Genomic DNA, 24,426 nt, shown 5'->3' on the forward strand with positions numbered 1-24,426 from the left:
AAAAGCAGAGAAAAATCTCCGCTTCTAATTTATGCTTTTAAATTCAATTTCAGTTCCAATTCATCAAGTTGTTCGTTGGCAATTGCAGCAGGTGCGTCAATCATTACGTCGCGCCCAGAGTTGTTTTTAGGGAAAGCGATGTAATCTCTGATAACTTCGTTTCCGTCTAAGATGGCTACCAATCTATCAAACCCGAATGCTAAACCTCCGTGTGGCGGAGCTCCGTATTTGAAGGCGTTCATCAAGAATCCGAACTGAGCTTCTGCCTCTTCTTTAGAGAAACCAAGCAAGTCGAACATTTTAGATTGAAGGTCTTTATCAAAAATTCTGATAGAACCACCGCCAATTTCGTTTCCGTTTAAAACCAAGTCATAAGCATTGGCTCTTGCTTTTCCTGGATCTGTTTCCAGTAAAGCGAAATCTTCAGTTTTTGGAGATGTGAAAGGGTGGTGCATTGCGTGGTATCTTCCAGATTCTTCATCAAACTCCAATAATGGGAAGTCTACAACCCAAAGTGGTGCAAATTCGTTTCCTTTTCTTAAGCCTAAACGATTTCCAAGCTCCATTCTTAAAGCAGAAAGTTGCGTTCTTACTTTGTGTTCGTTTCCGCAAAGAATCAGCATTAAATCGCCTTTTTTTGCGCCGAATTTCTCAGCAATTTTCTTCAAATCTTCTTCAGAATAGAATTTATTAACGGATGAAGTTACAACGCCGTCGTTTTGGAATTTTACCCAAATCATTCCGGTAGCTCCAATTTGGGGTCTTTTTACCCATTCTATAAGTTCGTCAATCTGCTTACGAGTGTATTCTGCACAACCTTCAACGTTGATTCCGACAACCAATTCAGCGTCGTCAAATATTTTAAAGTCTTTTCCTTTTACTACATCGTTCAGTTCTACGAACTCCATTCCGAAACGAATGTCTGGTTTGTCGTTTCCGTATTTCTGCATTGCATCGGCAAAAGTCATTCTTGGGAACGCTCCGAATTCTTGCCCAGTAATGTCTTTCAACAAAGTCTGTGTCATTCCTTCGAAAACATTCATAATATCTTCCTGCTCTACAAACGCCATTTCACAATCGATTTGAGTGAATTCTGGCTGTCTGTCGGCTCTTAAATCTTCATCTCTGAAACATTTTACGATTTGGAAATATCTGTCCATTCCGCCTACCATCAACAATTGTTTGAATGTTTGTGGAGATTGTGGAAGCGCGTAAAATTGTCCAGGATTCATTCTGCTTGGAACCACGAAATCTCTTGCTCCTTCTGGTGTAGATTTAATTAAAACCGGAGTTTCAACTTCTATAAAGCCTTGGTCTGATAAGTAATTTCTTACTTTCTGAGCCATTTTGTGGCGGAAGATTAATTTATCTTTTACAGGATTTCTTCTGATGTCTAAATAACGGTATTTCATTCTCAATTCTTCACCACCGTCTGTTTCGTCTTCGATGGTGAATGGTGGAAGCTGAGATTCATTTAAAACCGTAAGTTTTTCAACTAAAATTTCAATTTCTCCTGTAGGAATATTGGGGTTTTTGCTTACTCTTTCGATAACTTTTCCAGTAACCTGAATAACGAATTCACGACCTAGTTTTTTTGCGTTTTCCATCAATTCTGCTGTAGAACGGTCTTGGTCGAAAACGAGCTGAGTAATTCCGTAACGATCTCTAAGATCTATCCAAATCATAAATCCTTTATCACGAATGGTTTGTACCCATCCTGAAAGTGTAACTTCTTCATTAAGATTTTTAAGAGATAATTCTCCGTTTGTGTGCGATCGAAACATTTTTAATTAAAGTTTATTGTTTATGGTTCAAGGTTTTGAACACTAATTTTTTTCGATTGCAAAGATAAGGTTTTTGTAGGTTTTAGGCATAAAAAAAACTTCCCGAAGGAAGTTTAAGTATCAATGGTTTGATTTTTTTATTTTAAAAGTTCTAAAACTTTAGTTCTCTTGTATTGTGTTGCGTAGTCTTTCGCTGTAAGACCATGGCTGTCTTTTGCGCTTTTGTCTGCGCCTTTGCTAAGAAGTATTTTCACCAATTCAGGAGCGTCAAATTTTGCAGCTTCCATTAACGGGGTTGTTCCTTTACAAGCAAGATTTACATCTGCTCCATTTTGTAAAAGATAATTGAAAATTTCAGTTTTATTGAACCTTGAAGCATATGCAAGTGGAGTAAAAGATTCGTCTTTTACATCGATACATTTGTTGTAAGAAGCTTTTGGAAATGCTTTTTTGAATTCTTCCACACTTCCTGTTTGAAATCTTTTTTGCTGCTCATTGGTAATTTGCTGTGCGTTTGCAAAACTGGCAACAAAGATAAGTGCGAAAGCGAAAATTGTAGAGATTGTATTTTTCATAAAACTATTTTTTCTTAATACGAAATACAAATTTAATTATTATTTTTCAATATTGTTGATAAAATGATTGAGTTGAATGTATTTTTAATGAATTTGTCTGTATAAAAAATACCGGAACTTGGTTCCGGCATTTTCTGTTGTATCATTATTTTATTTTCCTCCAAGAAAACCTCCCAAAATATCTCCGAGACCGCCTCCTTGTTTTTTGTCGTCGTTTCCGCCAAGAAGTCCGCCCAAAAGATCACCAATTCCACCTCCTGAAGAAGGTTGTGAGCCTCCTAGAACGCTTCCTAAAATATTTCCTAAAGGATTGTCTGAAGCTTGAGCTTGTCCTTGTGCATTGCCAAGAATTCCTCCTAAAAGATCTCCTAAACCACCTGCTCCAACATTGTTTTCTTGTTTTTGCTTACCTATATATCCCATAATTACAGGAGCAAGCATGGCAAGAATAGGTCCGATTTTATCAATAGAAATTCCTGAGCTTTGAGAAAGATTGTTTTCTACCGCACCTTTATCGCTACCGAAAATATGAGAAAGGATAGAGTTTCCTTCGTCTTGTCTCGCGTCTGCTTGTGAAGGATCGTCTAGAATACTTCCGTCGTGGTCTTTATCTAAAGCGTTGTTCAGTGCTTCTGCTTCGTTTGCATCTTTAGATTTATTTCTAAGATAAGAAATTACCAATGGAGCTGCAACAGCTAGGAGTGCAAGAATTTGAGTTTTACTTACGCCAAATTTGTTTTCAGCTTTTTCAGCTACTTGATTTCCTGTGTTTCCTGTTAAAAGGTCAATAAGGCTCATTTTGTGTTTAAATTTTAATTGTTAGAATTCAAATGTAGCGAAAAAATATTTTATGCCTTTATATATTTAAAGTTTTCTGATTTCGCTTTCTGTATAACCTTTTTCTTTTAAAACCTTAATGTAATCTTCAGCGGAAGCAGTCATCCAATTTACCGCTTCTGTTGCCGTTTTTTTGTCGATTACGAATTCTAAGATGCCCTTGTTGTCGTTTAACCAAGGTAAAAGATAATAATTTAAACCTCCTTTGTATGCTTTAAAATCATCAAATTCTTTTCCTTTTTCTGTTTGCCCAACAATCGTAAATGCAGCAATGTAAAAAGCTGGAATTAGCAAACACGCATATTTTAATTTGTTAAATATTTCCACTTTTTTAGAAAAACCAAAACCAATAGCAATTGCAAAAATAATATTGAAAGGCAAAAAGAATACATAATTGTCTGAGACAGCATAAAATGTAGAGAATCCGTACACGAAAACAGAGCCAAGCAAGAAAACATAAAACATTTTTTTATTTTCTTGATAAAGCGCAATGATGCCAATAATTCCGAAAAAGATAAATATGGTATAGTTGTAGACCAAGTATAAAACGGATTTTATCAAGTCGAAAAAATACTGGCTGAAACTTTTCTTAAATGAATCTTCAACCCAATGACCTTGATCCGAAGAGTAAGGCGAATTGAGTGGCAAACCTTGCAAATAGTTTAAGATGAAAAGAAACGAAAATAAGCTGCCAAAAAGAACCAGTGATATGAAGGCATATTTTTTCTCTTGTCTAAAATGATAAATAAACAGCAGAAAAGCCGGAATCATTAAAATGTTTTGAATGTGCACCCATAAAGAGATTCCGAAAAATAAACCACTTAAAATAATGTAGATTTTTTTATCAGTATAGAAACTTCTAATTAAACATAAAAAAAACAAACAGATCCAAAAACTGTTGTACGTATATACTTCAGCGATTTCTGCATTTCGCCAAAAACTAAACGAAAAACCAAAAACAATTGCCGCAACAATACTCATAAGTTGAGTTGCTCTTAAACTTAAAACACTGAAGTAAACCAATGCAACCGATGCTGCACCAGATAAAATAACTAAAACCTTGTTGGCTTCAATACCATTTAATCCAAAAATATTTTTGATAAGAATAGCCGTATTTACATACAAAAAATGCGATGTAGCAGTTGCACTAGTCGCAAAATCACCGATTTCTGTCGTAAGAATAAAACCAACGCAATCTGCAAAAGGAATTCTCGTAAAACTTCCCAAATAATAGATTGTAGTAAAAGCAATAAAAAGAAGAAAAGCTGTTATCGTGTTCTTCATACATTATTAATTCTTCAAAATCGGAACATTAGAACAAGCTTCGCCAAACATCAAAGATTTTACGATGGGACTTAGTTTTTCTACCAATTCTACGTAAGCATTTTCCGGGATAGTTTTATCGGAACAGCCTTTTACCAAAACTCTTTTGTCTTTCATTTCAGAAAAATCATGGGTTTGAATTATATCATGCATAATCAAGGCTTCAAGGTTTTCTGCATTCCCGAAAACAACTTTTTTGGCAACATCGGTAAGTTTTGCCGTTAATAAGAAATACGCCCACAAAGGAACGATTGCATCTGCCGAATTGTAAATATGAATGTATGAATCTTTATAATCTTCTGTATTGAGTGCTGCAACTTTTTCACGGAAGTCTTTTTCTTTCAAAACCATTTCCATAAAAAGAAAATCTTTCAGGTCTATTCCAATTCTTTTTCCTGTAGGAACGAGTGTAGAAAGGTCAAAATTGATTAATCCGCTGGTTGCAACTTTATTTTTTATTTCAAATTCTTCTGACATTTTTATCATTATCTTTGAAGCAAAATTAATCATTTCTAATTGGAAATTTGAGGTTTGATGGTTGAGATTCAGAAAATCAATCGTCGCCTATCATTCATCGTTTATGAAATACTATATCATTGCAGGAGAAGCTTCCGGAGATCTACACGGCAGCAATTTAATGAAAGCTTTACAACAGAAAGATTCTCAAGCAGAATTTCGTTTCTGGGGAGGCGATTTGATGCAGAAACAAGGCGGTACTTTAGTGAAACATTACCGTGATCTTGCGTTCATGGGTTTTTTGGAAGTTGCAAAAAATCTTAAAACTATTCTGAACAATATTAAATTCTGTAAAGAAGATATTAAAAAGCATAAACCCGATGTCTTGATTTTGGTAGATTACCCAGGTTTTAATCTTCGAATTGCCAAATTTGCTAAAGAATTGGGTATAAAAGTGGTGTATTACATTTCGCCACAACTTTGGGCTTGGAAAGAAGGTCGTGTAGAAATCATCAAAAAGTATGTTGATGAAATGATGGTAATTCTTCCTTTTGAAAAAGATTTTTACCTAAAACACGGCGTTGACTCCCATTTTGTGGGTCATCCTTTGTTGGACGCGATTTCTAATTTAGAGGAAGTGAATTTGCAGAATTTCAAAAAAGAACATGGTTTAAACGACAAAGAAATCATTGCGCTTCTTCCTGGTTCTAGAAAACAAGAGGTTGAAAAAATGCTCGAAATGATGCTTTCTGTAAGACCTCATTTTCAGAATTATCAGTTTGTAATTGCGGGAGCGCCAAGTTTAGATAAAGATTTTTACGAAAAATATGTAGACGAAAATGTGCATTTCGTGTCCAATAAAACGTACGATTTGTTGAGGTGTTCAAAGGCGGCTTTGGTAACTTCGGGAACGGCAACTTTAGAGACTGCTTTGCTTAATATTCCAGAAGTAGTTTGCTATCGCGGAAGCAAAATTTCTTACGCCATCGCCAAAAGATTGGTGAAGAACATTAAATACATTTCTCTGGTGAATTTGATTATGGATCGAGAAGTGGTAAAAGAATTGATTCAGAATGAATTAAATACGAAAAACCTAGTTTCCGAATTAAATTTAATTCTTGAAGGTGAAAAAAGAGAAAAAATGCTTCAAGATTTTCATCTTTTACGAGAAAAATTAGGCGGAAAAGGAGCAAGTGATAAAGCAGCAGATGTTATTTTAAGCTTGTAAATTTAGTTGTAAATAAAAAAAAGGCAGTTTTCAAAAAAATGAAAACTGCCTTTTTTTAATCTTGAAGCAATTCGTAAAGGCTGTCTTTCAAATGCAACCTTTGTTTACGGAGGTCTGTAAGATGCTCGTCGGTTGTAGCTTGCGCTCCAGATTCGTAATGATGTATTTGTTTGTTGGTCTTTTCGTATTCATCAAAAAGATTTTTAAAATGACTGTCAGAAGTTTTCATTTCGTGAATTTTCGCATCAAATTCAGGGAATTCTGAATGTAAATCGTGTTTTTGCATCTCTGTTTATTTTTAATGTTTTCTATTACAAATGTAAAATTTTTCGCCTTTTTTTGGTAAAAATACAGATTGATATATGTCTTTCGCTAATTCTTGGAAATGTGAAAATAAATTTTTATATTAGACTATCAAACACAAATGATTTTGAACAGACAACCTTTCTTGATTCTGGTCATTGCTTTTATTCTTGGAATTTTTCTTCAAGATGAGTTTTCTTTTGAACGAAATTTGATTACAATTTTCTCTTTGTTTTCTACACTGATTTTCGGATTATTTTTTGTTAAAAATAGAATCATTTTTAAAATTCGAGATGTTCTTCTTGTGGTTTTCTTTTGCTTTTTAGGGATTGTTTTTCATTATTTTAACTCTTTACAGCAGTCAGATTTTAATTTTGACACCAATGAAAAAGTAGTCTTTAAAATTTCAAAAAAATTAAATTCTAACGAAAAATATAAAAAGTATGAAGCTTTGGTAGAGGTTGAAGAAAAGCAATTTTCAGCCGTTGTAAATCTACCAAAAGAAGAAGTTGAGCTGGATTTTACACATTATTACAAAGCGAATGCTTTTGTTGTGCGTCCAAAATCTCCCGACTACAATTTCCAGTTTGATTATGCGAAATATCTGCATCGAAAAGGGATTTTTTATCAAATCTATTGCAATGAAATTCTTTCTTCTGCACAACGAAAAGATTTGTCTTGGAACGAAAAAATCAAACAACAGCGGTTGGACATTTTACATAAAATAGACCATGTTGAAATCAACGCTCAAAGTCGTGAGTTTTTAAAAGGAATTATTCTCGCAGACCGCACAGAAATGGATGCAGAAACTGTTCGGGATTTTAACCGTTCCGGATTGGTGCATTTTTTAGCGATTTCGGGAACTCATATTGCGGTTATTTTTGGGATGTTTTATTTTTTACTTACCTATTTTTCGCCCGCTGGTTTTAGAAAATATTCGATTATTCTTAGTCTTTTGCTGATTTGGGTTTTTGCTTTTTTTATTGGTTTGGGAAATTCAGTTGTGCGTTCTTGTATCATGATTACGGTGTATTTTATTTACGTTTTGTTGCAGAGAAAACCAGATTTGTTGCATTCTTTGGCGCTTTCTGCTTTTATTATTTTGATGATTGATACTCAACAGGTTTTTGATGTTGGTTTTCAGTTGAGTTTTCTTGCCGTTTTAGGAATTTTTTGGTTGAATGAACCCATTTTAAAGCTCTTTCCAAGACGGGATAATTTTTTCAAAAAAGTGATTTTTAATACCATTTCTATTTCAATTGCCGCGCAATTTGCAACTTTACCTTTGGTTTTATTGTATTTTCATCAGTTTTCTTTGGTTTCTGTCTTGGCGAATTTGGTGATTGTTCCTTTTTCTGAATTGATTATTGTGTTTTCATTTATCATGACGCTACTTTTTGCTATGAATATTGATTTTCATTTCATTAACGTAATTTATGATTTTGTCATCCAGTTTTTGTTGAAGATGATTCATTGGTTTGCCAATTTCGATATTGTTTTCTTTGAAAATATTCCTATGAATTGGTTTGAGGTTTTTTCTCTTTTAGCAATTGTTAATTTTTTACGAGCGATGATTGTGAAATTTAATTTTAAAAACAGCTCGAAAGTTGTTTTGGCAGTTTTGGTGTTTGGTTTGATAAGGGTTTCAAGCTCTATGATTGAACAAGAGAAAAGCGAAATTTTAGTTCATCATTATAAAAAAGACGCAATAATTTCTGTAAAACAAGGTCGTGAAGTTGTTTTTTATATGAAAAATGAAAAAGATATTTCGAAAATTAAGCAATATATTATTAATCCTTATGCTTCTAATCGCCGAGTGAAAGTGGTTAAACTGAAGACGATTCCTGCATTAGCAAAAGCTTTAAAGATAAACGGTAGAACCTATTCTTTAGAATAAAATATTGGTTTAGTTTTAGTAAATTTTTAATGGTTTAACTTTTATTTAGAAACGTTACAAACTGTTGCTTTGTGAGATTTCTCAGTTTTAGGTATTGTTAACATTTGCTAATTTTGTGGAAATTCAAATTAAAAAGCTAGTATGGCAAGTTTAACAAGTTCTACAATAGGTAGGAAGTATGCAATGGCACTTTCAGCAATGTTTCTGCTGATTTTCTTAGTGATGCACATGTCTACCAACATGACATCTATTTTTAGTGAGGATGCGTTCAATCAAGCTTCTCACTTCATGGGATACAATCCGTTGGTACAGTATCTTATGCAACCAGTTTTGATGTTTGCAGTGATCTTTCACTTTGTGATGGGTTTTGTTTTAGAAATTAAAAACAACAAAGCACGTCCTGTAAAGTATGCAAGCAACAACGGTTCGGTAAATTCTTCATGGATGTCTAGAAACATGATTATCTCAGGAGCGGTAGTTCTTGCGTTTCTTGCTCTTCACTTCTATGATTTTTACTTTCCTGAAATGAATTACAAGTACATTCAAGGAAATACACCGGATGAAACAAGATACTTCGCGGAATTACACCACAAGTTTCACGACATTTGGAGAGTGGTTCTTTATGTAATAGCTTTTGTGCTTTTAGGTTTGCACTTGGCTCACGGTTTCCAATCTTCGTTCCAGTCTGTTGGAGCAAGACATCCAAAGTACACTCCGGTTATCAAAGCTTTTGGGAACTGGTATTCAATCCTTATTCCTGCAGGATTTATCATCATTGCAATTTTTCATTACGTAACTCAATAATATCAATATACTAATATGAGTAAATTAGATTCTAAGATTCCAGCGGGTCCGTTAAAAGACAAGTGGAAACATCATAAAGACCATATGAACCTTGTTGCACCAAACAACAGAGATAAAATTGATATTATTGTTGTAGGTACAGGTTTAGCAGGTGGTTCTGCTGCAGCTACTTTAGCTGAACAAGGGTATAATGTAAAAGCATTTTGCTACCAAGATTCACCAAGAAGAGCGCACTCTATTGCAGCTCAAGGGGGGATTAATGCAGCTAAAAATTATCAAGGAGACGGTGACTCTACTTACAGATTGTTCTACGATACCATTAAAGGTGGTGACTATAGAGCAAGAGAAGCAAACGTTTACCGTTTAGCAGAAGTTTCTGCAAATATTATCGACCAGTGTGTTTCTCAAGGTGTTCCTTTCGGAAGAGATTACGGAGGCCAGCTTGATAACCGTTCTTTCGGTGGGGTTCAGGTAAAAAGAACTTTCTACGCAAAAGGGCAAACAGGTCAGCAATTATTATTAGGTGCATATTCTGCAATGAGCCGTCAAATCGGTAAAGGTAGAATCAAAATGTACAACCGTCACGAGATGCTTGATTTGGTAATCGTTGATGGTAAAGCAAGAGGGATTATCGCTAGAAACTTAGTAACTGGTGAAATCGAAAGACATTCAGCTCACGCTGTTGTTATTGCATCTGGAGGTTACGGAAATGTATATTTCCTTTCTACCAACGCAATGGGTTCAAACGTTTCTGCAGCTTGGAAGATTCACAAAAAAGGGGCGTACTTTGCAAACCCATGCTACGTACAAATTCACCCAACTTGTATTCCGGTACACGGAACACAGCAGTCTAAACTTACTTTGATGTCTGAATCATTAAGAAACTCAGGAAGAATCTGGGTTCCTAAGAAAAAAGAAGATTCAGTTGCCATCAGAGAAGGGAAGTTAAGACCTGAAAATATTAAAGAAGAAGATAGAGATTACTATTTGGAGAGAAGATACCCTGCTTTCGGAAACTTAGTACCTAGAGACGTTGCTTCTAGAGCTGCTAAAGAAAGATGTGATGCAGGTTTCGGAATCGAAAATAATGATACTCAAGAAGGTGTTTACCTAGATTTCTCTACAGAAATTACGAAAAAAGGTAAAGAAGCAGCTTTAGAGAAAAACATTCACAATCCTTCAGATAAGCAAATCTATGATTTAGGTAAAGCTTGGGTAGAGGAGAAGTACGGAAACTTATTCCAGATGTATGAAAAAATTACAGCGGATGACCCTTATGTAACTCCAATGAAGATTTATCCTGCAGTACACTATACAATGGGTGGTGTTTGGGTGGATTATAACTTACAATCTACAATCCCTGGATGTTTCGTAATTGGTGAAGCAAACTTCTCAGATCACGGAGCAAACAGATTAGGAGCGTCTGCTTTAATGCAAGGTCTTGCGGATGGATACTTCGTACTACCTTACACAATTGCAGATTACCTTTCTGCAGATATTAGAACAGGAGCAATTCCTACAAACTCAGCAGCATTTGATGAAGCTGAAAAAGGAATTAAAGATAAAATTGATTTCTTCTTAAATAACAAAGGAACACATTCAGTAGATTACTTCCACAAGCAATTAGGAAACATTATGTGGAATAAAGTGGGGATGGGAAGAACTCCTGAAGGTTTAAGAGAGGCAATCAAAGAAATCGAAGAAGTAAGAAACGAATTCTGGAAGAACGTAAAAGTTCCTGGAGACAACGATGGTATGAATACCGAGCTTGAAAAAGCATTCAGAGTGGCAGACTTCCTAGAATTAGGACAATTAATGGCTATCGATGCTCTAAACAGAAATGAATCTTGTGGAGGACATTTCCGTGAAGATCACTCAACTCCAGATGGTGAGGCTGAAAGAGATGACGTTAATTACAAATATGTCGGAGCTTGGGAATATCAGGGAAGTGACATCAACAAAGAGGTGTTGCACAAAGAAGAACTGATATATGACAACATCGAGGTTAAAACAAGAAGTTATAAATAATCTCCAACCTATAAATAAATAATTATGAGTGCAAAAAAAGGCCTTCATCTTACGCTGAAAATTTGGAGACAGAAAAATAATAAAACCAAAGGTCAATTCGAGACCTACAAAATATCAGATGTATCTACAGACTCTTCATTCTTAGAGATGTTGGATATTCTGAACGAAAACTTAATCAACGAAGGAAAAGAACCTGTTGCTTTCGACCACGACTGTCGTGAAGGAATCTGCGGTATGTGTTCTCTTTACATCAATGGTAGAGCGCATGGTCCAGATACTGGGATTACAACATGTCAGCTTCACATGAGAATGTTCAAAGACGGTGAAACAATCGTTATTGAACCTTGGAGAAGTGCGGCATTCCCAGTAATCAAAGATTTGATGGTAGACAGAAGCGCATTCGATAGAGTAATGGCTGCAGGTGGTTTCATCTCGGTAAATACTTCAGGAAATACGCTTGATGCAAACGCAATCCCAGTTCCAAAAGAAGATGCAGATAAAGCAATGGATGCTGCAGCTTGTATTGGTTGTGGAGCTTGTGTAGCAACTTGTAAAAACGGTTCAGCAATGCTTTTTGTAGGAGCAAAAGTTTCACAATACGCGCTTTTACCTCAAGGTAGAGTAGAAGCTAAGAGAAGAGTTCTAAACATGGTAAAAGCTATGGACGAAGAAGGATTCGGAAACTGTTCAAACACTGGAGCATGTGAAGTAGAATGTCCTAAAGGAATTTCTTTAGAGAACATTGCAAGAATGAATAGAGAATACATGTCGGCTTTTGTTGACAGAGGATAAGAAATTATCATAAAAACAAAAAGTCGTCTCCACAGTTTGGAAGGCGACTTTTTTAGTTAAATCTTTCATAAATATATAATCATATTGTAATTAGTTTGTCTAAAAAACTATTTTTGCGTAATTAGAAAATTCAAAATGAAAAAATACCTTTTGTTGTTTGTCATTGCAATATTTGTAATGTCGTGTTCAAAAAAAGTTGAGGTTAAAGGGAAAATTGCAGGAAGCTCACCTCTCGAAAGAATAGAGTTTGTTGAAGCTTCTGGTGTGGCTACTTTGCCTCTTATTAACATCGGTTTAGATAAAGATGGAAACTTTACAGGAAATTTCGAAGCTCCTAAAGACGGGATGTACCTTATGAATTATGCCGGAAAATCTAACCTAATCTACCTTAAAGGTGGGCAGAATATCCAGATCTCTGGAAACTCTGCTACTTTCCCAAATGAGTTCACATTAACAGGTGATGGAAAAGCTGATAACGAATTTTATCAAGCTTGCCAGAAATTCTTAATGAGTTACGGTCAAACTTTGGATATGCAAGGTTTAACAAGTGGTGACGAACCAAACTTCATTAAAGGAATTCAAAAAATTGAAGTAGATTTAAATAAAAACGTTGAAGAAAATATTAAGAAATTCAACCCAGGTAAAGGGATTATTGAATGGAAGAAAAATGACGTAAATACCGCTATTCTTAATTTAATGGCTGGATATGAAATGTCTAAAAAGCAAAACGGAGGTCCTGCTTTCAAAATTTCTAAAGCGTTTACAGATTATGAAAATAAATTGCTAGACAATAAAGAGGAGATGGTAAAATCTAGCCCTTTCTTTAGACAATATATTTTAACAAAAATTAGTGCAGATTTCCAAAAGTTTGCAGAGAATAAAGCTAAAGGAAAAACAGATGTTGTAACTTCTGAGTTATTTAATGACTTCCTTAAGACAAAAAAGGATCTTTCGCAAACAACTAAAGATTATCTTTTGGCATTTGTAATTGCACAGGCAGATTTACGTTTGGGAACCAACCCTAAGACAGCTACAAAAGTTTCTGAGATTATAGAAAAAGATATTAAAGATTCAGAAATAAAAGAAGATCTAAAGAAAATGCAGTTTGCAATGCAAGGTCCAAAAATCGGAGAAAAAGCACCGGAAGCAAACTTGGTAAAACAAGACGGAAGCTCTTTCAAATTATCTGAAAACGGTGGTAAACCAACTTTGGTTGTGTTCTATGCATCTTGGAATCCTTATGTTTCAGAAAGCACATTGCCAGTTTTGAAAGAAGTGGTAAACTTCTACAAATCTAAAATGAACTTTGTTTTTGTAAATCTTGATGATACAAAAGATCAGTTTGTGAAAACGAGCAATGCAATGTTCAAAGGTGTTACAGGTACTAATGTTTATAGTGAAGGTGGTTTGAACTCAGATGTTGCTAAAAAATTTGGTATCTATGGTTTCAAAACTCCATCTTTCATGGTGATCGATAAAACTGGTAAAGTTGCAACGAGAGCTTATATGAATCTTGGTGAACAAGAATTGGTAAGCGCACTAGACAAACAAACAGGTCTTGCTGCACCATCTGTAGCTCCGCAAGGAATGCAACCGCAGATGTTGTCTCCAGAGCAAATGAAGGAAATGGCGCCGCCGCCACCTCCACCTGCACAAGCAAAATAATTTATTCTCAATACATCAAAACCTTATCTTCGGATAAGGTTTTTTTATTTGTACTTTTGCATACTGAAACGGTGACGAGTTTCGATTAGAAAAATAGAAAATTATAGAATGGGTAGGAAAAACAATAAAAAGAATTTAGTTCTTGAAAATATAAAACTAGTTTCTGCGGGAGCGAAAGGTGTTGCCATCGGAAGAACAGAAGAAGGGAAAGCCGTGATGGTTTCTGGCGCAATTCCGGGAGATGTTGTAAATGTTCGTGTGAAAAAAGCGAAGTCTAAATATTATGAAGGTGAAGCTTTAGAAGTGGTAGAAAGATCTCCTTTCAGAGTGGAAGCTAAATGCATACACTTCGGAGTTTGTGGAGGTTGCAAATGGCAAAATATGAGCTATGAAAAGCAATTAGAATTCAAACAGGAAGAAGTTTACAATAATATTAAAAGAATCGGCGGAATCGAAAACTTCGAAACCGTTCCTATTTTAGGTTCTGAAGAGCAATATTTCTACAGAAATAAAATGGAATTCTCTTTCTCAAATTCTAGATGGCTTACTCAATACGAAATCAGTTCTGAGGAAAACTTTGGCAATAGAGATGCTTTAGGTTTCCATATTCCGGGAATGTGGAGTAAAATCCTTGATTTAAAGGAATGTTATCTTCAGGAAGAACCTTCAAATTCAATCAGATTAGCGGTAAAAAAATATGCGGTAGAAAATGGTTTAGACTTTTTTGATGTAAGAAATCATGATGGTTTTTTAAGAACTTTAATGATGAGACAAAACTCTAAAGGAGAATGGATGGTTTTGTTCCAGTTATATCGTGAAGAGAAGGAAAACAGAGAAAAATTATTCGCTTATTTATTAGAGAATTTCCCGCAAATTAAAACTTTGGTGTATGCGATTAATCCAAAGCCAAATGATTCTATTTACGACCTAGATATTCAAACGTATTTTGGTGAAGGATATTTAATGGAGGAAATGGATGGTCTTCAGTTTAAAATCGGACCGAAATCTTTCTTCCAGACTAATTATAAGCAAGCTTTAGAATTATACAGAAAAACCCTTGAATTTGCCGATTTGAAAGGTGATGAAGTGGTTTACGATTTATATACAGGAACAGGTACAATTGCTCAATATGTAGCAAGAAATGCTAAACAGGTAATTGGTATTGAATCGGTTCAAGAAGCTATTGACGCAGCTATCGCGCACGCAGAACTGAACGGACTTACGAATACAACGTTCTATTGTGGCGATATGAAAGATGTTTTTACAGAGGAATTCTTGGCAAATCATCCAAAAGCTGACGTTTTAATTACAGACCCTCCAAGAGATGGAATGCATCAAAAAGTAGTAGAGCAGATTTTAAAATTAGCTCCTCAAAAAGTGGTGTATGTAAGCTGTAATTCAGCAACGCAAGCGAGAGATTTAGCTTTAATGAAAGAACATTATGATGTGGTGAAAATCTTACCGGTAGATATGTTCCCGCAAACCCACCACGTAGAGAATATTGCTCTTCTTATCAAGAAATAATTGCTACATTTGAGAGCTTGTTTTAAATAATTATGGATAAAAAAATATCTGTATAATTTTGAACAAGCTTTTAATTTTATAAAAATCAAAAAGAACTGAATGAAAAACGTGAAAAACCTTAGTCTGGCTTTAGCTTCTGTTGTGATGATGTTGTCTACTCAGACTATTCATGCACAGGAAAAAGATTCTGCTGCTGCAAAAAAAGAACCTGTTGCAGCAAAAAAAGAAGATGATAAAAAGAAATCTCCGATTAAACCTTATAAAGAGATTATTACCGATAAAGCTGTTTCAGACGAAGGCGTTTTTACAGTTCATAAAATTGATGACAAATACTATTTTGAAATTCCGGATTCTGTTCTGAAAAAAGAATTTCTTTTGGTTACAAGATTAACGAAAGCTGCTGCAGGAATGCGTTCCGGAATGTCTGGTTATGCAGGTGATCAAATTGGGCAACAAGTGGTCGCATTTGAAAAAGGCCCAAAAGATAAAATTCTTTTGCGCTCGATTTCTTTTGTAGATTATGCCAAAGATTCTACTTCTGATATGTACAATTCTGTAACGAGAAATAATGTGCAGTCTATTATTAAATCTTTCGACGTTAAAACGTACGGAGTTAATAAAAAAACATCAGTAATCGAAGTTTCCGACATTCTGAATGCAGATACAGAACTTACTTCTTTCTCGGTTTGGGCGAAAGAATCTTTTAGAGTTGGAGCTTTTCAGAAAGATATGTCTTTCGTGAATTTTGTAAAATCGTATCCTACAAATATAGAAATCAACACCACGAAAACATTTGCAAGAACTTTAGGGAAACTTCCGCCAGAATTGGCAAAAGACGCCCCTAAAATTAGCGGAAATTATACCGTTGAAATCAATTCATCCTTTGTTCTACTTCCTGAAAACAAAATGCAGGCGAGATATTTTGATCCTAGAGTTGGCTATTTTGCTGTTGGTTATACAGATTTCGATTTGGATCCTCAAGGCGTAAAGAAAGTTTCTTTAGTAAAAAGATGGAGACTAGAGCCAAAACCGCAAGATTTAGAAAAATATAAAAAAGGAGAATTGGTAGAACCGGCAAAACCTATTGTATTTTACATTGATCCTGCAACGCCTAAAAAATGGGTTCCTTACTTAATTCAAGGAGTTAATGATTGGCAGAAAGCTTTTGAAAAAGCAGGTTTTAAAAATGCTATCGTTGCAAAAGTTCCAGATTTGAAAACAAATCCAGATTGGAGCTTAGAAGATGCGAGATTTTCTGCTATTGTTTACAAACCTTCAGATGTTCCGAATGCTTCAGGACCGTCTATTTCCGATCCTAGAACTGGGGAAATTTTAGAAAGTCATATTAACTGGTATCATAATGTGATGCAGCTTTTAAGAAACTGGTATTTTGTGCAAGCTTCACCTAATGACGAAAGAGCAAGAAAAATTGAGTTTGATGATGAATTGATGGGACAATTAATTCGTTTTGTTTCTTCTCATGAAGTTGGGCATACTTTGGGTTTAAGACACAATTATGGATCAAGTTCTACCGTTCCGGTTGAAAAGTTGAGAGATAAAAAATGGGTAGAAAAAAACGGTCATACACCTTCGATTATGGATTATGCGCGTTTTAATTACGTTGCACAACCAGAAGATCACATTGGCGATGCCGGAATTATGCCAAGAATTGGTGACTACGACGATTGGGCAATTGAATGGGGTTACAGAAGATTTTACGATTATAAAACTCCCGAAACAGAAAAAGAGTTTTTGAATAATTGGGTCATCAAAAACCTTAAAAATGAAAGACTTTGGTTCGGTACTGAAAGTAATTCTTTTGATCCAAGATCTCAAAGTGAGCAAGTAGGAGACAATGCGATGGTTGCAAGTACTTACGGAATTAAAAACCTAAAAAGAATTGTTGATAATCTCGAAAAATGGACAGCAAAACCAAACGAAGATTTTGATAATCTCGGGATGATGTACGATCAGGTGGTAACGCAGTTCAGAAGATATGCAGGTCACGTTTCTAAATATATTGGTGGTGAAATGGAAACTCCAAAAACCATTGAGCAAAGTGGCGTTGTTTACGAACCAGTTTCAAAAGAAAGCCAAAAAGAAGCGATGAAGTTTTTAGAAGATAATATTTTCACGACGCCGAGTTGGTTAATCAAGAAGGAGGTTTTCGAAAAAACAGGAAAAACACCTGTATCTACCATTGATGATGTGCAAACTGGGGTTTTAAGCAGAATATTAAGTCCGATGGTGTTGCAGAAAATGAATCAAATGGAGACCATTGATCCCAAAACTTACACTTTGGTGGAGTTGTTTTCAGATTTAAACAATTCAATCATCAGAAAAGATAATCCGGATGTGTACGGAAGAAATCTGCAACGTAATTATGTAGAACACCAAATTCGATTGGCTGCATCTCGTTCGAACGACAAGTCTGATGTTGCTGCGATTGTAAGAGGAAATTTAAATTCAATTAAAAAAGAGCTTGCTGGTAAATCGGCTTCAGATTCTGTGGTAAAATATCATTACGAAGATCTCGTTTATAGAATTGAAAAAGCTTTAGACCCAAAATAAAATGAAAACATTTTTGAAATATGCAGTGTTATTGCTTGGCTTAGCAAATTTGGTAAGTTGTGGAGGCGATGATGATATCTGCGAAAGTGGTGAAGGTTCTCCTAGAATGAAGGTGAGATTCAGGAATTCTAGCGGACAGTTGAAAAGAGTAGATTCTTTATATTTAAGAGTAGATTATGGTGGAAGTATCTCAGACTTTGGAAAAACGGCGAGCGTAGATTCGCTTTTTATTCCGCTTCGTGTGGATGATTCTCCTTATACTGATCTCTATTTTAAGACGAGAAAAAATGAAACTGAGTCTAAAGTAAGAGTAAATTATACGACAACCTCTACTTATGTATCTCCAGGATGCGGTTTTAAGAAAACTTATCAAAACGTAAATTCACAATTAATCACACCAAACGTGGTAACTGCGGTGGTAAACGGATTAAACACTATTGAAAATGAAGACAAAACTAATCTTTTCCTTATTTTTTAGTTTGCTTGCTTTGCAGATTTTTGCTCAGGAAAAAAAAGAAGAGAACCCGAAAGAAGTTTGGAAGTACAAACCCAATTTTATGGTAGGTGTTGATGTTTTGAATACTACAGTCTCTTTTTTCTCAGACAGGCAGCTTTTTCAGGGGTTTGTTTCTTCAAAAATTAAAAACAATACCCATGGTCTTGTAGAAGCTGGTTTTGAAAAAAATGTGTACCAAAAGAATGGTTACGATGCCAAAGTAAATGGACCTTTTGTGAAACTTGGAGCTTTTTATATGTTGGCAAAAGACCCGGAAAACGAATTCAATGGTTTTTACGCGGGTGGAAAAGTTGCAGGATCATTTTATAATCAACAATATGATGCAATTCCGGTAAGAGGTTATGGCGGAAGTACTGCTTCGGTTTCACTACCTGCATCTTCACAATCTTCTTTTTGGTTAGAAGCAACATTGGGAGGCAGAGTTCAGCTTTTTGAATCTAATTTTTTTATTGATGTAAATGTACAACCACATTATTTGGTTGCAACTTCAAAACAAGATGATGTGGTACCAATGATTGTACCTGGTTTTGGCAAAAGCTCCAACAAATTTAATATGGGCTTTTCTTGGAATTTAGCGTATAAGTTTTAGCACATCCTTTTAATATTATATTTTCGTTTCTGTTGGTTTTTAATTAGTTGTATAAGCGTTTTGTTTTATTTTCTACATTTATTGTTATATTTGTAAGAAAATAATAAATATGTTTCAAAAATCTACTTTTTTAAAAGCGTCAGTTTTATCTATTGTCTTTAATGCTGCTCTTGTAAACGCACAAGCGGTTAAAGGAGATAAAAATGCAGTTTTTTCTCACCCATCAGCAAATGAATTGTTAAATTGGGGTGGGCTTGAGAGATGTTCTTCTACTGAATATGAAGCCTTCTTGAAGAAGCATTTTCCTGGGAGAATGACGACAGAAGAGTTTGAAGCATGGTTGGCTCCCTTAGTTGAAAAAGAAAAAGCCAATAAGTCTCAAACAGGAAATATTGTTACAATACCAGTTGTAGTGCATGTTATTCATGCTGGACAAGCATATGGTACAGCTCCCAATATCGTTGATGAACAAGTTCAATCTCAAATTACTGTAATGAACAATGATTTCAGACGTCTTGTGGGAACGCCTGGTTACAATACCAATCCAGTAGGAGCAGATACACAAATTCAGTTTGCACTTGCAAAAGTAGATCCTAATGGAAACCCAACAAACGGTATCAATAGAGTAAATCTTTGTCAGGCAAGTTGGTCAAATGCAAATATTAATGCTTTTGTAAAACCTGAGACCATTTGGGATCCTACGCAATATCTGAATATGTGGAGCTTGCAATTTAGCAATGCTGGTTTACTAGGATATGCTCAATTTCCTTCTGGATCAAATTTAGGTGGCCTTAATGCAAATGGAGGGGAAGCTTATACAGATGGTGTAGTAGCTGGTTATACATATTTTGGTAGTTCAGATTACAATTTAAATGGAAATTTTTTTCTAGCCACAACATATGATAAGGGAAGAACAATGACACACGAAGTTGGACACTTTTTAGGGTTGAGACATATTTGGGGAGATACATCATCATGTGTTGTAAATGCCACAGATAGTAATAAAGATTACTGTTTAGATACTCCTGCTGCTGCTGCGGCAAATTCCAGTTGTGTAACTGTAGATTCTTGTCCTGCCTCTCCCGGTAATGACATGATTGAGAATTATATGGATTATACAAATGATGCTTGTATGAATATTTTTACAATCAATCAAAAAGAGCGTATTACAGCTGTAATGAATAATTCTCCTCGAAGAGTTACTCTTAAAACATCTACAAAAGACATTGCGATACCGCTTTTCCCTAATGATGCAGAAGTGAAGCTTGAAAGAGAATGTACTGCTCCTACCTGTACTAGTTCAGCTCTTCCCGTTAAAATTTCTTTGTATAATAGAGGGACTGCTGTAATGACTTCAGCAGTTATTACTTATTCGGTTAATAATTTGACGCAAACTTATAATTGGAATGGTAGTTTAGCACAAGATAAGTATGCTATAATATCTTTACCAATGCCGGCCGCCGCTTTGGGAGGTTATATGAACATTAGTGTTTCTACAGTAAATGGTGTTACAGACCAAAGATCGTCAAATAGTAATATTTTTGTAAACTATGCTGGTGCTGCGGCAAGAGTTAATCAAAATGTTGTATTTAATCTACAATTAGATCAGTATGGAAGTGAAACTACTTGGCAACTTACTAATAGCGGCGGAACAGTAGTGTACAGCGGTGGTCCTTACGTAGATACTGCAGCACTTCCTGCTTTGATTACACAAAACTGGACTCTTAACTCAGGAGAGTGTTATACATTTACAATAAATGATTCTTACGGAGACGGAATTTATCCTTATGGTGGTTATTACAATATTCAATCTACTGCAGGATCTACTTTATTAACAGGATCTCATTATTCAACAACTCAAACAAAATTGATGAAGGTGCAAACTTTAGGTACTTCTGAGGTTACTAAAAACACTTTCAGTATTTATCCAAATCCTGCGACTGATGTTTTAAACATTACAAAAGTTTCTGATAAAGCTACATTTGAAATACATAATGCGGTTGGACAACTGGTAAAAGCAGGAGATATTAATAATAATCAAGTAAGAGTTTCTGAATTAGTTAAAGGAACATATATCATTACTATTAAAGATAAAGGAGTAGTTAATACTATGAAATTTATTAAAAAATAGTATTAAATATTATACTTACAGTAAAAAAAGCTTGCGCACTTCGCAAGCTTTTTTTATTGCAATATTTTAATATATGTTATTTTCTGTTAAATTCTACATTATTTAAGAGCGTTTTTGTTTTATATTGTTTAAATTTGGCAAAAAGTTTACAAAAAATTCAAAAATAATTCATTTTTATGAGAAAACTTATTACTGCTTTATTTATAGGAGCGTTAGGAGGGGTTGCTTTCGCGCAATGGACGCCTATTGCCCAAAAGAGAGGCGTGGTTAGCGATCCTCTTCAACAGCAATATAAGCTTGATATTGGTACTCTTAAGCAACAATTAAAAAATGCTCAGGAAACCGGTTCCAATGCAAAGCCTGTTGAAATTTTATTGCCCACTTTACGAGGTAAAATGGAGAGATTTGCTGTTTACAGCTTTCCTGTGGTTGTAAAAGAACTTGCAGATCAATACGATTTGGGTTCTTATGTTGGGGTTGGGGTAGATGATCCTACTAAATTCTTAAGATTTTCTTTAGCTCCTAATGACTTCCAATCTATGATTATAGGGGGAGGAGAATACCAGTTTATCGACGCGTATGGTGCAGATAAAACGGTATATACGGTACATCCAAAAACAAAAAACACAGGTTCTAAACCTTTCGTTTGTTCTACTGAAGAAGGTGCAAGTGCTCTTCAACAGATTCAGGAAATGACAAAAGGAGGAAACTCTTTCAATAACCAGTTTTCAGATATGAGTAAAAACTCAGATAAGAAATACAGAACCATGAAATTGGTAATGTCGGTTACAGGGGAGTACACTACCTTTCATGGTGGTACGGTTGCAGGAGCTTTAGCAGCTATCAATGCTACGTTAACAAGAGTAAATGGAGTATTTGAAAAAGACTTCGCTCTTCACCTTAACTTACAAAGTTATAATAATGTAATTTATACTAACGCAGCAACCGATCCTTATTCAGATGCGGCAACTGGAGCAGCTGGGGCTTGGAATTTAGAGCTTCAGAATGCACTTACTGCAAATGTGGGAAGCGCAAACTACGACATTGGACATCTTTTTGGTGCTTCAGGTGGCGGTGGTAATGCAGGTTGTATTGGTTGTGTTTGTATTGCACCTACAACTGCTGTTCCAAAAGGAAAAGGATCTGGTTATACATCTCCGGCCGATGGTATTCCTCAAGGGGATAATTTTGATATCGATTATGTAGCTCACGAAATTGGTCATCAATTGGGAGCAAACCATACTTTTTCTCATGGTATTGAAGGTACAAATGTGAATATGGAGCCCGGATCTGGTTCAACCATTATGGGGTATGCGGGAATCACAGGAGCTAATACGGATGTTCAGGCTCATTCGGATGCATATTTTCACAAAGCAAGTATTGGACAGGTTCAAGCTAATTTAATTACTAAAACTTGTGATGTTGAAACTAGTGTAGCAAATGATCCACCAGTAATTTCAAGTTTACCCTCGTATACAATTCCTAAAGGAACTGCTTTTGTTTTAACTGCTTCTGTTACAGATCCTCAAAATGATCCTATGACTTACACTTGGGAGCAGGTGGATAGCGGAACAACAACGGCACAAACGATTAATAAAACAAATCTAGGGACAACTACGTATGGTGCTGCTTTTAGATCGTTTACCCCTACAACCAGTCCTACAAGATATTTTCCTAAATTCTCTTCTGTATTGGCGGGTGTTTTAGATAACTCTCTTAATACTTGGGAGTCAGCTCCAATGGTTGCAAGAACAATGAACTTTGCCATTACAGCTCGTGATAACAATGCCAATGTTTCACAGCAGCAAACGCAAACGGCAACCCAAACAATTACGGTTGGAGCAGATGGGCCATTTAAATTGACAACAGGTGCTTATTTATATAGTAATACAACAAACACCATTACTTGGGATGTTGTAAATACCAATACTGGAGCTTATAACTCTCCAAATGTAAAAATTGATTACTCTACAGACAGTGGTGTTACTTGGACGACGCTTTTAGCATCAACAGCCAACGATGGTACAGAATCTGTTGCCGCATTCCCTACAACATTGAATGGGCAAACAGTTGTATTAAGAGTTTCGTCTATCGGAAATGTGTTCTATGCGTTGAAGCAAATGACTGTAGCTGCCCAGGCAACATGTGGTACTGCTATTACAGGTGTTACGGTTACAACTATAACGGCATCTTCTGCTACGGTAAACTGGCCGGCTGTTTCGGGGGCTACTTCTTATGTTATTCAGTATAGACCAGTTGGTTCAACAACATGGTTGCAAACAACTTCTGCAACTAGTACTGTAGGTCTTTCAGCATTAAATTCTGCGACTAATTACGAGGTGCAAGTTGCGGCAGTTTGTGGTACTCAAGGACCATTCTCGGCAAGTACGATCTTTACGACAGTAACTCTTACGTATTGTACAGTTACAGCAACAAATTCTCCTCAAGCTGAGTATATTTCTAATGTAACTTTGTCTTATAATGCAACAACATTAATGACAAATACTTCGGGTCCTTCTAATTATACTAATTATAGTACTAATACTGCTTTGCAAGCAAATTTAGCTGCAGGCAATACTTATACGATATCTATAACAATTGCTAATGCTGATTGGGATACATCTGCAGTATTTATTGACTATAATAATAATGGAACATTTGAAAGTACAGAAAGAATATTTAATTATCCTGTAGCTATTCCATTTGGTCCAATCACTGGAAACTTTACAGTTCCAGCAACCGCAGTTACTAATACACCATTAAGAATGAGAGTGATATTGTATTATGCTGGTGCAGGAAATGCAGGGCTTTCCCTTGGCTCTACTTATGCAGGCTGTGGTACTATTGCATATGGTGAGGCGGAAGACTATAGTGTTCTTATTCCGGTATTAAGTACTAATGAAACTTCGGCTGTTAAAAATTTAGTTCAAGTATATCCAAACCCTGCAACTGAAGTATTGAATATTACTAAAGTATCAGATAACGCTAAATTTGAAATTCATAATGCAGTTGGTCAATTAGTGAAATCTGGATTGATTAGTAATAATCAAGTGAGAGTTGCTGAATTGGTTAAAGGCACTTATCTTATCACGATAAAAGATAAAGAGATTACAGAAACGGTTAAGTTTATCAAAAAGTAATCATATTATCAATATGTATTAAAAACCTCAGAATTTTCTGAGGTTTTTTTATTTTTAATTTATTTTACCTAAATCTTTAGAATGCTTATTTATTCATAGTTTACATTAAAATATTTTTAGATTATGAATGAAGTTTTTATTTTTTAATGAAATTTTCGTAAAAAAAGACTCGCGTTTTTGATGTAAATAATTAAAAATGATTAGATTTGTATTTAATTAAAATTAAACAGCCTATGAAGGAATTCTTTACATTTTACTCATC

At 35.2% G+C, this 24,426-nt stretch carries 18 protein-coding genes; 12 read left to right on the forward strand and 6 right to left on the reverse strand.

The window, feature by feature from the left end; all coding sequences use genetic code 11:
• Window positions 1–29: 29 nt before the first annotated feature.
• The 5 genes from aspS to AC2A1D_RS07030 form a co-directional block, all read right to left on the reverse strand.
• Window positions 30–1,784 (reverse strand): aspartate--tRNA ligase, encoded by a 1,755-nt coding sequence (aspS, locus tag AC2A1D_RS07010; protein WP_484042927.1) that lies wholly within the window; start codon window positions 1,782–1,784, stop codon window positions 30–32.
• Window positions 1,785–1,921: 137 nt separating this feature from the next.
• Window positions 1,922–2,359, reverse strand: coding sequence for an ankyrin repeat domain-containing protein (locus AC2A1D_RS07015; protein WP_484042928.1), 438 nt, complete (start codon window positions 2,357–2,359; stop codon window positions 1,922–1,924).
• A gap of 150 nt (window positions 2,360–2,509) precedes the next feature.
• Entirely contained in the window at window positions 2,510–3,157 is a 648-nt protein-coding gene (locus tag AC2A1D_RS07020) for a DUF937 domain-containing protein (protein WP_484042929.1), read from the reverse strand.
• 66 nt (window positions 3,158–3,223) lie between these two features.
• Window positions 3,224–4,480, reverse strand: coding sequence for a protein O-mannosyl-transferase family (locus AC2A1D_RS07025; RefSeq protein ID WP_484042930.1), 1,257 nt, complete (start codon window positions 4,478–4,480; stop codon window positions 3,224–3,226).
• 6 nt (window positions 4,481–4,486) lie between these two features.
• Complete coding sequence (locus AC2A1D_RS07030) at window positions 4,487–4,996, reverse strand: DUF2480 family protein (protein ID WP_484042931.1); 510 nt, start codon at window positions 4,994–4,996, stop codon at window positions 4,487–4,489.
• A gap of 103 nt (window positions 4,997–5,099) precedes the next feature.
• Here AC2A1D_RS07030 and lpxB point away from each other — a divergent pair, with 103 nt between their 5' ends.
• Window positions 5,100–6,203, forward strand: coding sequence for a lipid-A-disaccharide synthase (lpxB, locus tag AC2A1D_RS07035; protein WP_484042932.1), 1,104 nt, complete (start codon window positions 5,100–5,102; stop codon window positions 6,201–6,203).
• 55 nt (window positions 6,204–6,258) lie between these two features.
• Here lpxB and AC2A1D_RS07040 read toward each other — a convergent pair whose 3' ends face one another.
• Entirely contained in the window at window positions 6,259–6,489 is a 231-nt protein-coding gene (locus AC2A1D_RS07040) for an HP1242/YdcH family protein (RefSeq protein ID WP_484042933.1), read from the reverse strand.
• A 138-nt stretch (window positions 6,490–6,627) separates the two neighbouring features.
• On the opposite strand from AC2A1D_RS07040, the gene AC2A1D_RS07045 reads away from it, so the two are divergent.
• The 11 genes from AC2A1D_RS07045 (at window position 6,628) to AC2A1D_RS07095 (ending at window position 24,164) form a co-directional block, all read left to right on the forward strand.
• Window positions 6,628–8,403 (forward strand): ComEC/Rec2 family competence protein, encoded by a 1,776-nt coding sequence (locus AC2A1D_RS07045; protein ID WP_484042934.1) that lies wholly within the window; start codon window positions 6,628–6,630, stop codon window positions 8,401–8,403.
• A 141-nt stretch (window positions 8,404–8,544) separates the two neighbouring features.
• Entirely contained in the window at window positions 8,545–9,207 is a 663-nt protein-coding gene (locus AC2A1D_RS07050; RefSeq protein ID WP_484042935.1) for a succinate dehydrogenase cytochrome b subunit, read from the forward strand.
• A 15-nt stretch (window positions 9,208–9,222) separates the two neighbouring features.
• The gene (locus tag AC2A1D_RS07055; RefSeq protein WP_484042936.1) at window positions 9,223–11,235 is read left to right on the forward strand and encodes a fumarate reductase/succinate dehydrogenase flavoprotein subunit; all 2,013 of its coding nucleotides are present in this window, start codon (window positions 9,223–9,225) and stop codon (window positions 11,233–11,235) included.
• A 24-nt stretch (window positions 11,236–11,259) separates the two neighbouring features.
• On the forward strand, window positions 11,260–12,027 hold the full coding sequence (locus AC2A1D_RS07060; protein WP_484042937.1) for a succinate dehydrogenase/fumarate reductase iron-sulfur subunit: 768 nt from the start codon (window positions 11,260–11,262) through the stop codon (window positions 12,025–12,027).
• A 135-nt stretch (window positions 12,028–12,162) separates the two neighbouring features.
• Window positions 12,163–13,692: a TlpA family protein disulfide reductase gene (locus tag AC2A1D_RS07065; protein WP_484042938.1), complete on the forward strand. Its 1,530-nt coding sequence runs from the start codon at window positions 12,163–12,165 to the stop codon at window positions 13,690–13,692.
• A gap of 108 nt (window positions 13,693–13,800) precedes the next feature.
• Window positions 13,801–15,216, forward strand: coding sequence for a 23S rRNA (uracil(1939)-C(5))-methyltransferase RlmD (gene rlmD / locus AC2A1D_RS07070; RefSeq protein ID WP_484042939.1), 1,416 nt, complete (start codon window positions 13,801–13,803; stop codon window positions 15,214–15,216).
• 99 nt (window positions 15,217–15,315) lie between these two features.
• Complete coding sequence (locus tag AC2A1D_RS07075) at window positions 15,316–17,787, forward strand: zinc-dependent metalloprotease (RefSeq protein ID WP_484042940.1); 2,472 nt, start codon at window positions 15,316–15,318, stop codon at window positions 17,785–17,787.
• A gap of 1 nt (window position 17,788) precedes the next feature.
• Complete coding sequence (locus AC2A1D_RS07080; protein WP_484042941.1) at window positions 17,789–18,265, forward strand: DUF6452 family protein; 477 nt, start codon at window positions 17,789–17,791, stop codon at window positions 18,263–18,265.
• Window positions 18,231–18,893: a DUF6048 family protein gene (locus tag AC2A1D_RS07085; RefSeq protein ID WP_484042942.1), complete on the forward strand. Its 663-nt coding sequence runs from the start codon at window positions 18,231–18,233 to the stop codon at window positions 18,891–18,893. Before AC2A1D_RS07080 ends, AC2A1D_RS07085 begins: the two co-directional genes overlap by 35 nt.
• 109 nt (window positions 18,894–19,002) lie before the next feature.
• Entirely contained in the window at window positions 19,003–21,024 is a 2,022-nt protein-coding gene (locus AC2A1D_RS07090) for a T9SS type A sorting domain-containing protein (protein WP_484042943.1), read from the forward strand.
• 176 nt (window positions 21,025–21,200) lie between these two features.
• On the forward strand, window positions 21,201–24,164 hold the full coding sequence (locus AC2A1D_RS07095; RefSeq protein ID WP_484042944.1) for a reprolysin-like metallopeptidase: 2,964 nt from the start codon (window positions 21,201–21,203) through the stop codon (window positions 24,162–24,164).
• Window positions 24,165–24,426 lie beyond the last annotated feature (262 nt).

This window comes from Chryseobacterium sp. HNCC26DJ239 (assembly GCF_057180445.1).

Bases quoted from the DNA above. Each gene is read 5' to 3' on its own strand.
- lpxB (WP_484042932.1), top strand. From the start codon at position 5,100: ATGAAATACTATATCATTGCAGGAGAAGCTTCCGGAGATCTACACGGC.
- AC2A1D_RS07090 (WP_484042943.1), top strand. From the start codon at position 19,003: ATGTTTCAAAAATCTACTTTTTTAAAAGCGTCAGTTTTATCTATTGTC.
- AC2A1D_RS07045 (WP_484042934.1), top strand. From the start codon at position 6,628: ATGATTTTGAACAGACAACCTTTCTTGATTCTGGTCATTGCTTTTATT.
- AC2A1D_RS07020 (WP_484042929.1), bottom strand. From the start codon at position 3,157: ATGAGCCTTATTGACCTTTTAACAGGAAACACAGGAAATCAAGTAGCT.
- AC2A1D_RS07065 (WP_484042938.1), top strand. From the start codon at position 12,163: ATGAAAAAATACCTTTTGTTGTTTGTCATTGCAATATTTGTAATGTCG.
- aspS (WP_484042927.1), bottom strand. From the start codon at position 1,784: ATGTTTCGATCGCACACAAACGGAGAATTATCTCTTAAAAATCTTAAT.
- AC2A1D_RS07095 (WP_484042944.1), top strand. From the start codon at position 21,201: ATGAGAAAACTTATTACTGCTTTATTTATAGGAGCGTTAGGAGGGGTT.
- AC2A1D_RS07055 (WP_484042936.1), top strand. From the start codon at position 9,223: ATGAGTAAATTAGATTCTAAGATTCCAGCGGGTCCGTTAAAAGACAAG.
- AC2A1D_RS07085 (WP_484042942.1), top strand. From the start codon at position 18,231: ATGAAGACAAAACTAATCTTTTCCTTATTTTTTAGTTTGCTTGCTTTG.
- AC2A1D_RS07050 (WP_484042935.1), top strand. From the start codon at position 8,545: ATGGCAAGTTTAACAAGTTCTACAATAGGTAGGAAGTATGCAATGGCA.
- AC2A1D_RS07015 (WP_484042928.1), bottom strand. From the start codon at position 2,359: ATGAAAAATACAATCTCTACAATTTTCGCTTTCGCACTTATCTTTGTT.
- AC2A1D_RS07060 (WP_484042937.1), top strand. From the start codon at position 11,260: ATGAGTGCAAAAAAAGGCCTTCATCTTACGCTGAAAATTTGGAGACAG.
- AC2A1D_RS07030 (WP_484042931.1), bottom strand. From the start codon at position 4,996: ATGTCAGAAGAATTTGAAATAAAAAATAAAGTTGCAACCAGCGGATTA.
- AC2A1D_RS07080 (WP_484042941.1), top strand. From the start codon at position 17,789: ATGAAAACATTTTTGAAATATGCAGTGTTATTGCTTGGCTTAGCAAAT.
- rlmD (WP_484042939.1), top strand. From the start codon at position 13,801: ATGGGTAGGAAAAACAATAAAAAGAATTTAGTTCTTGAAAATATAAAA.
- AC2A1D_RS07025 (WP_484042930.1), bottom strand. From the start codon at position 4,480: ATGAAGAACACGATAACAGCTTTTCTTCTTTTTATTGCTTTTACTACA.
- AC2A1D_RS07075 (WP_484042940.1), top strand. From the start codon at position 15,316: ATGAAAAACGTGAAAAACCTTAGTCTGGCTTTAGCTTCTGTTGTGATG.
- AC2A1D_RS07040 (WP_484042933.1), bottom strand. From the start codon at position 6,489: ATGCAAAAACACGATTTACATTCAGAATTCCCTGAATTTGATGCGAAA.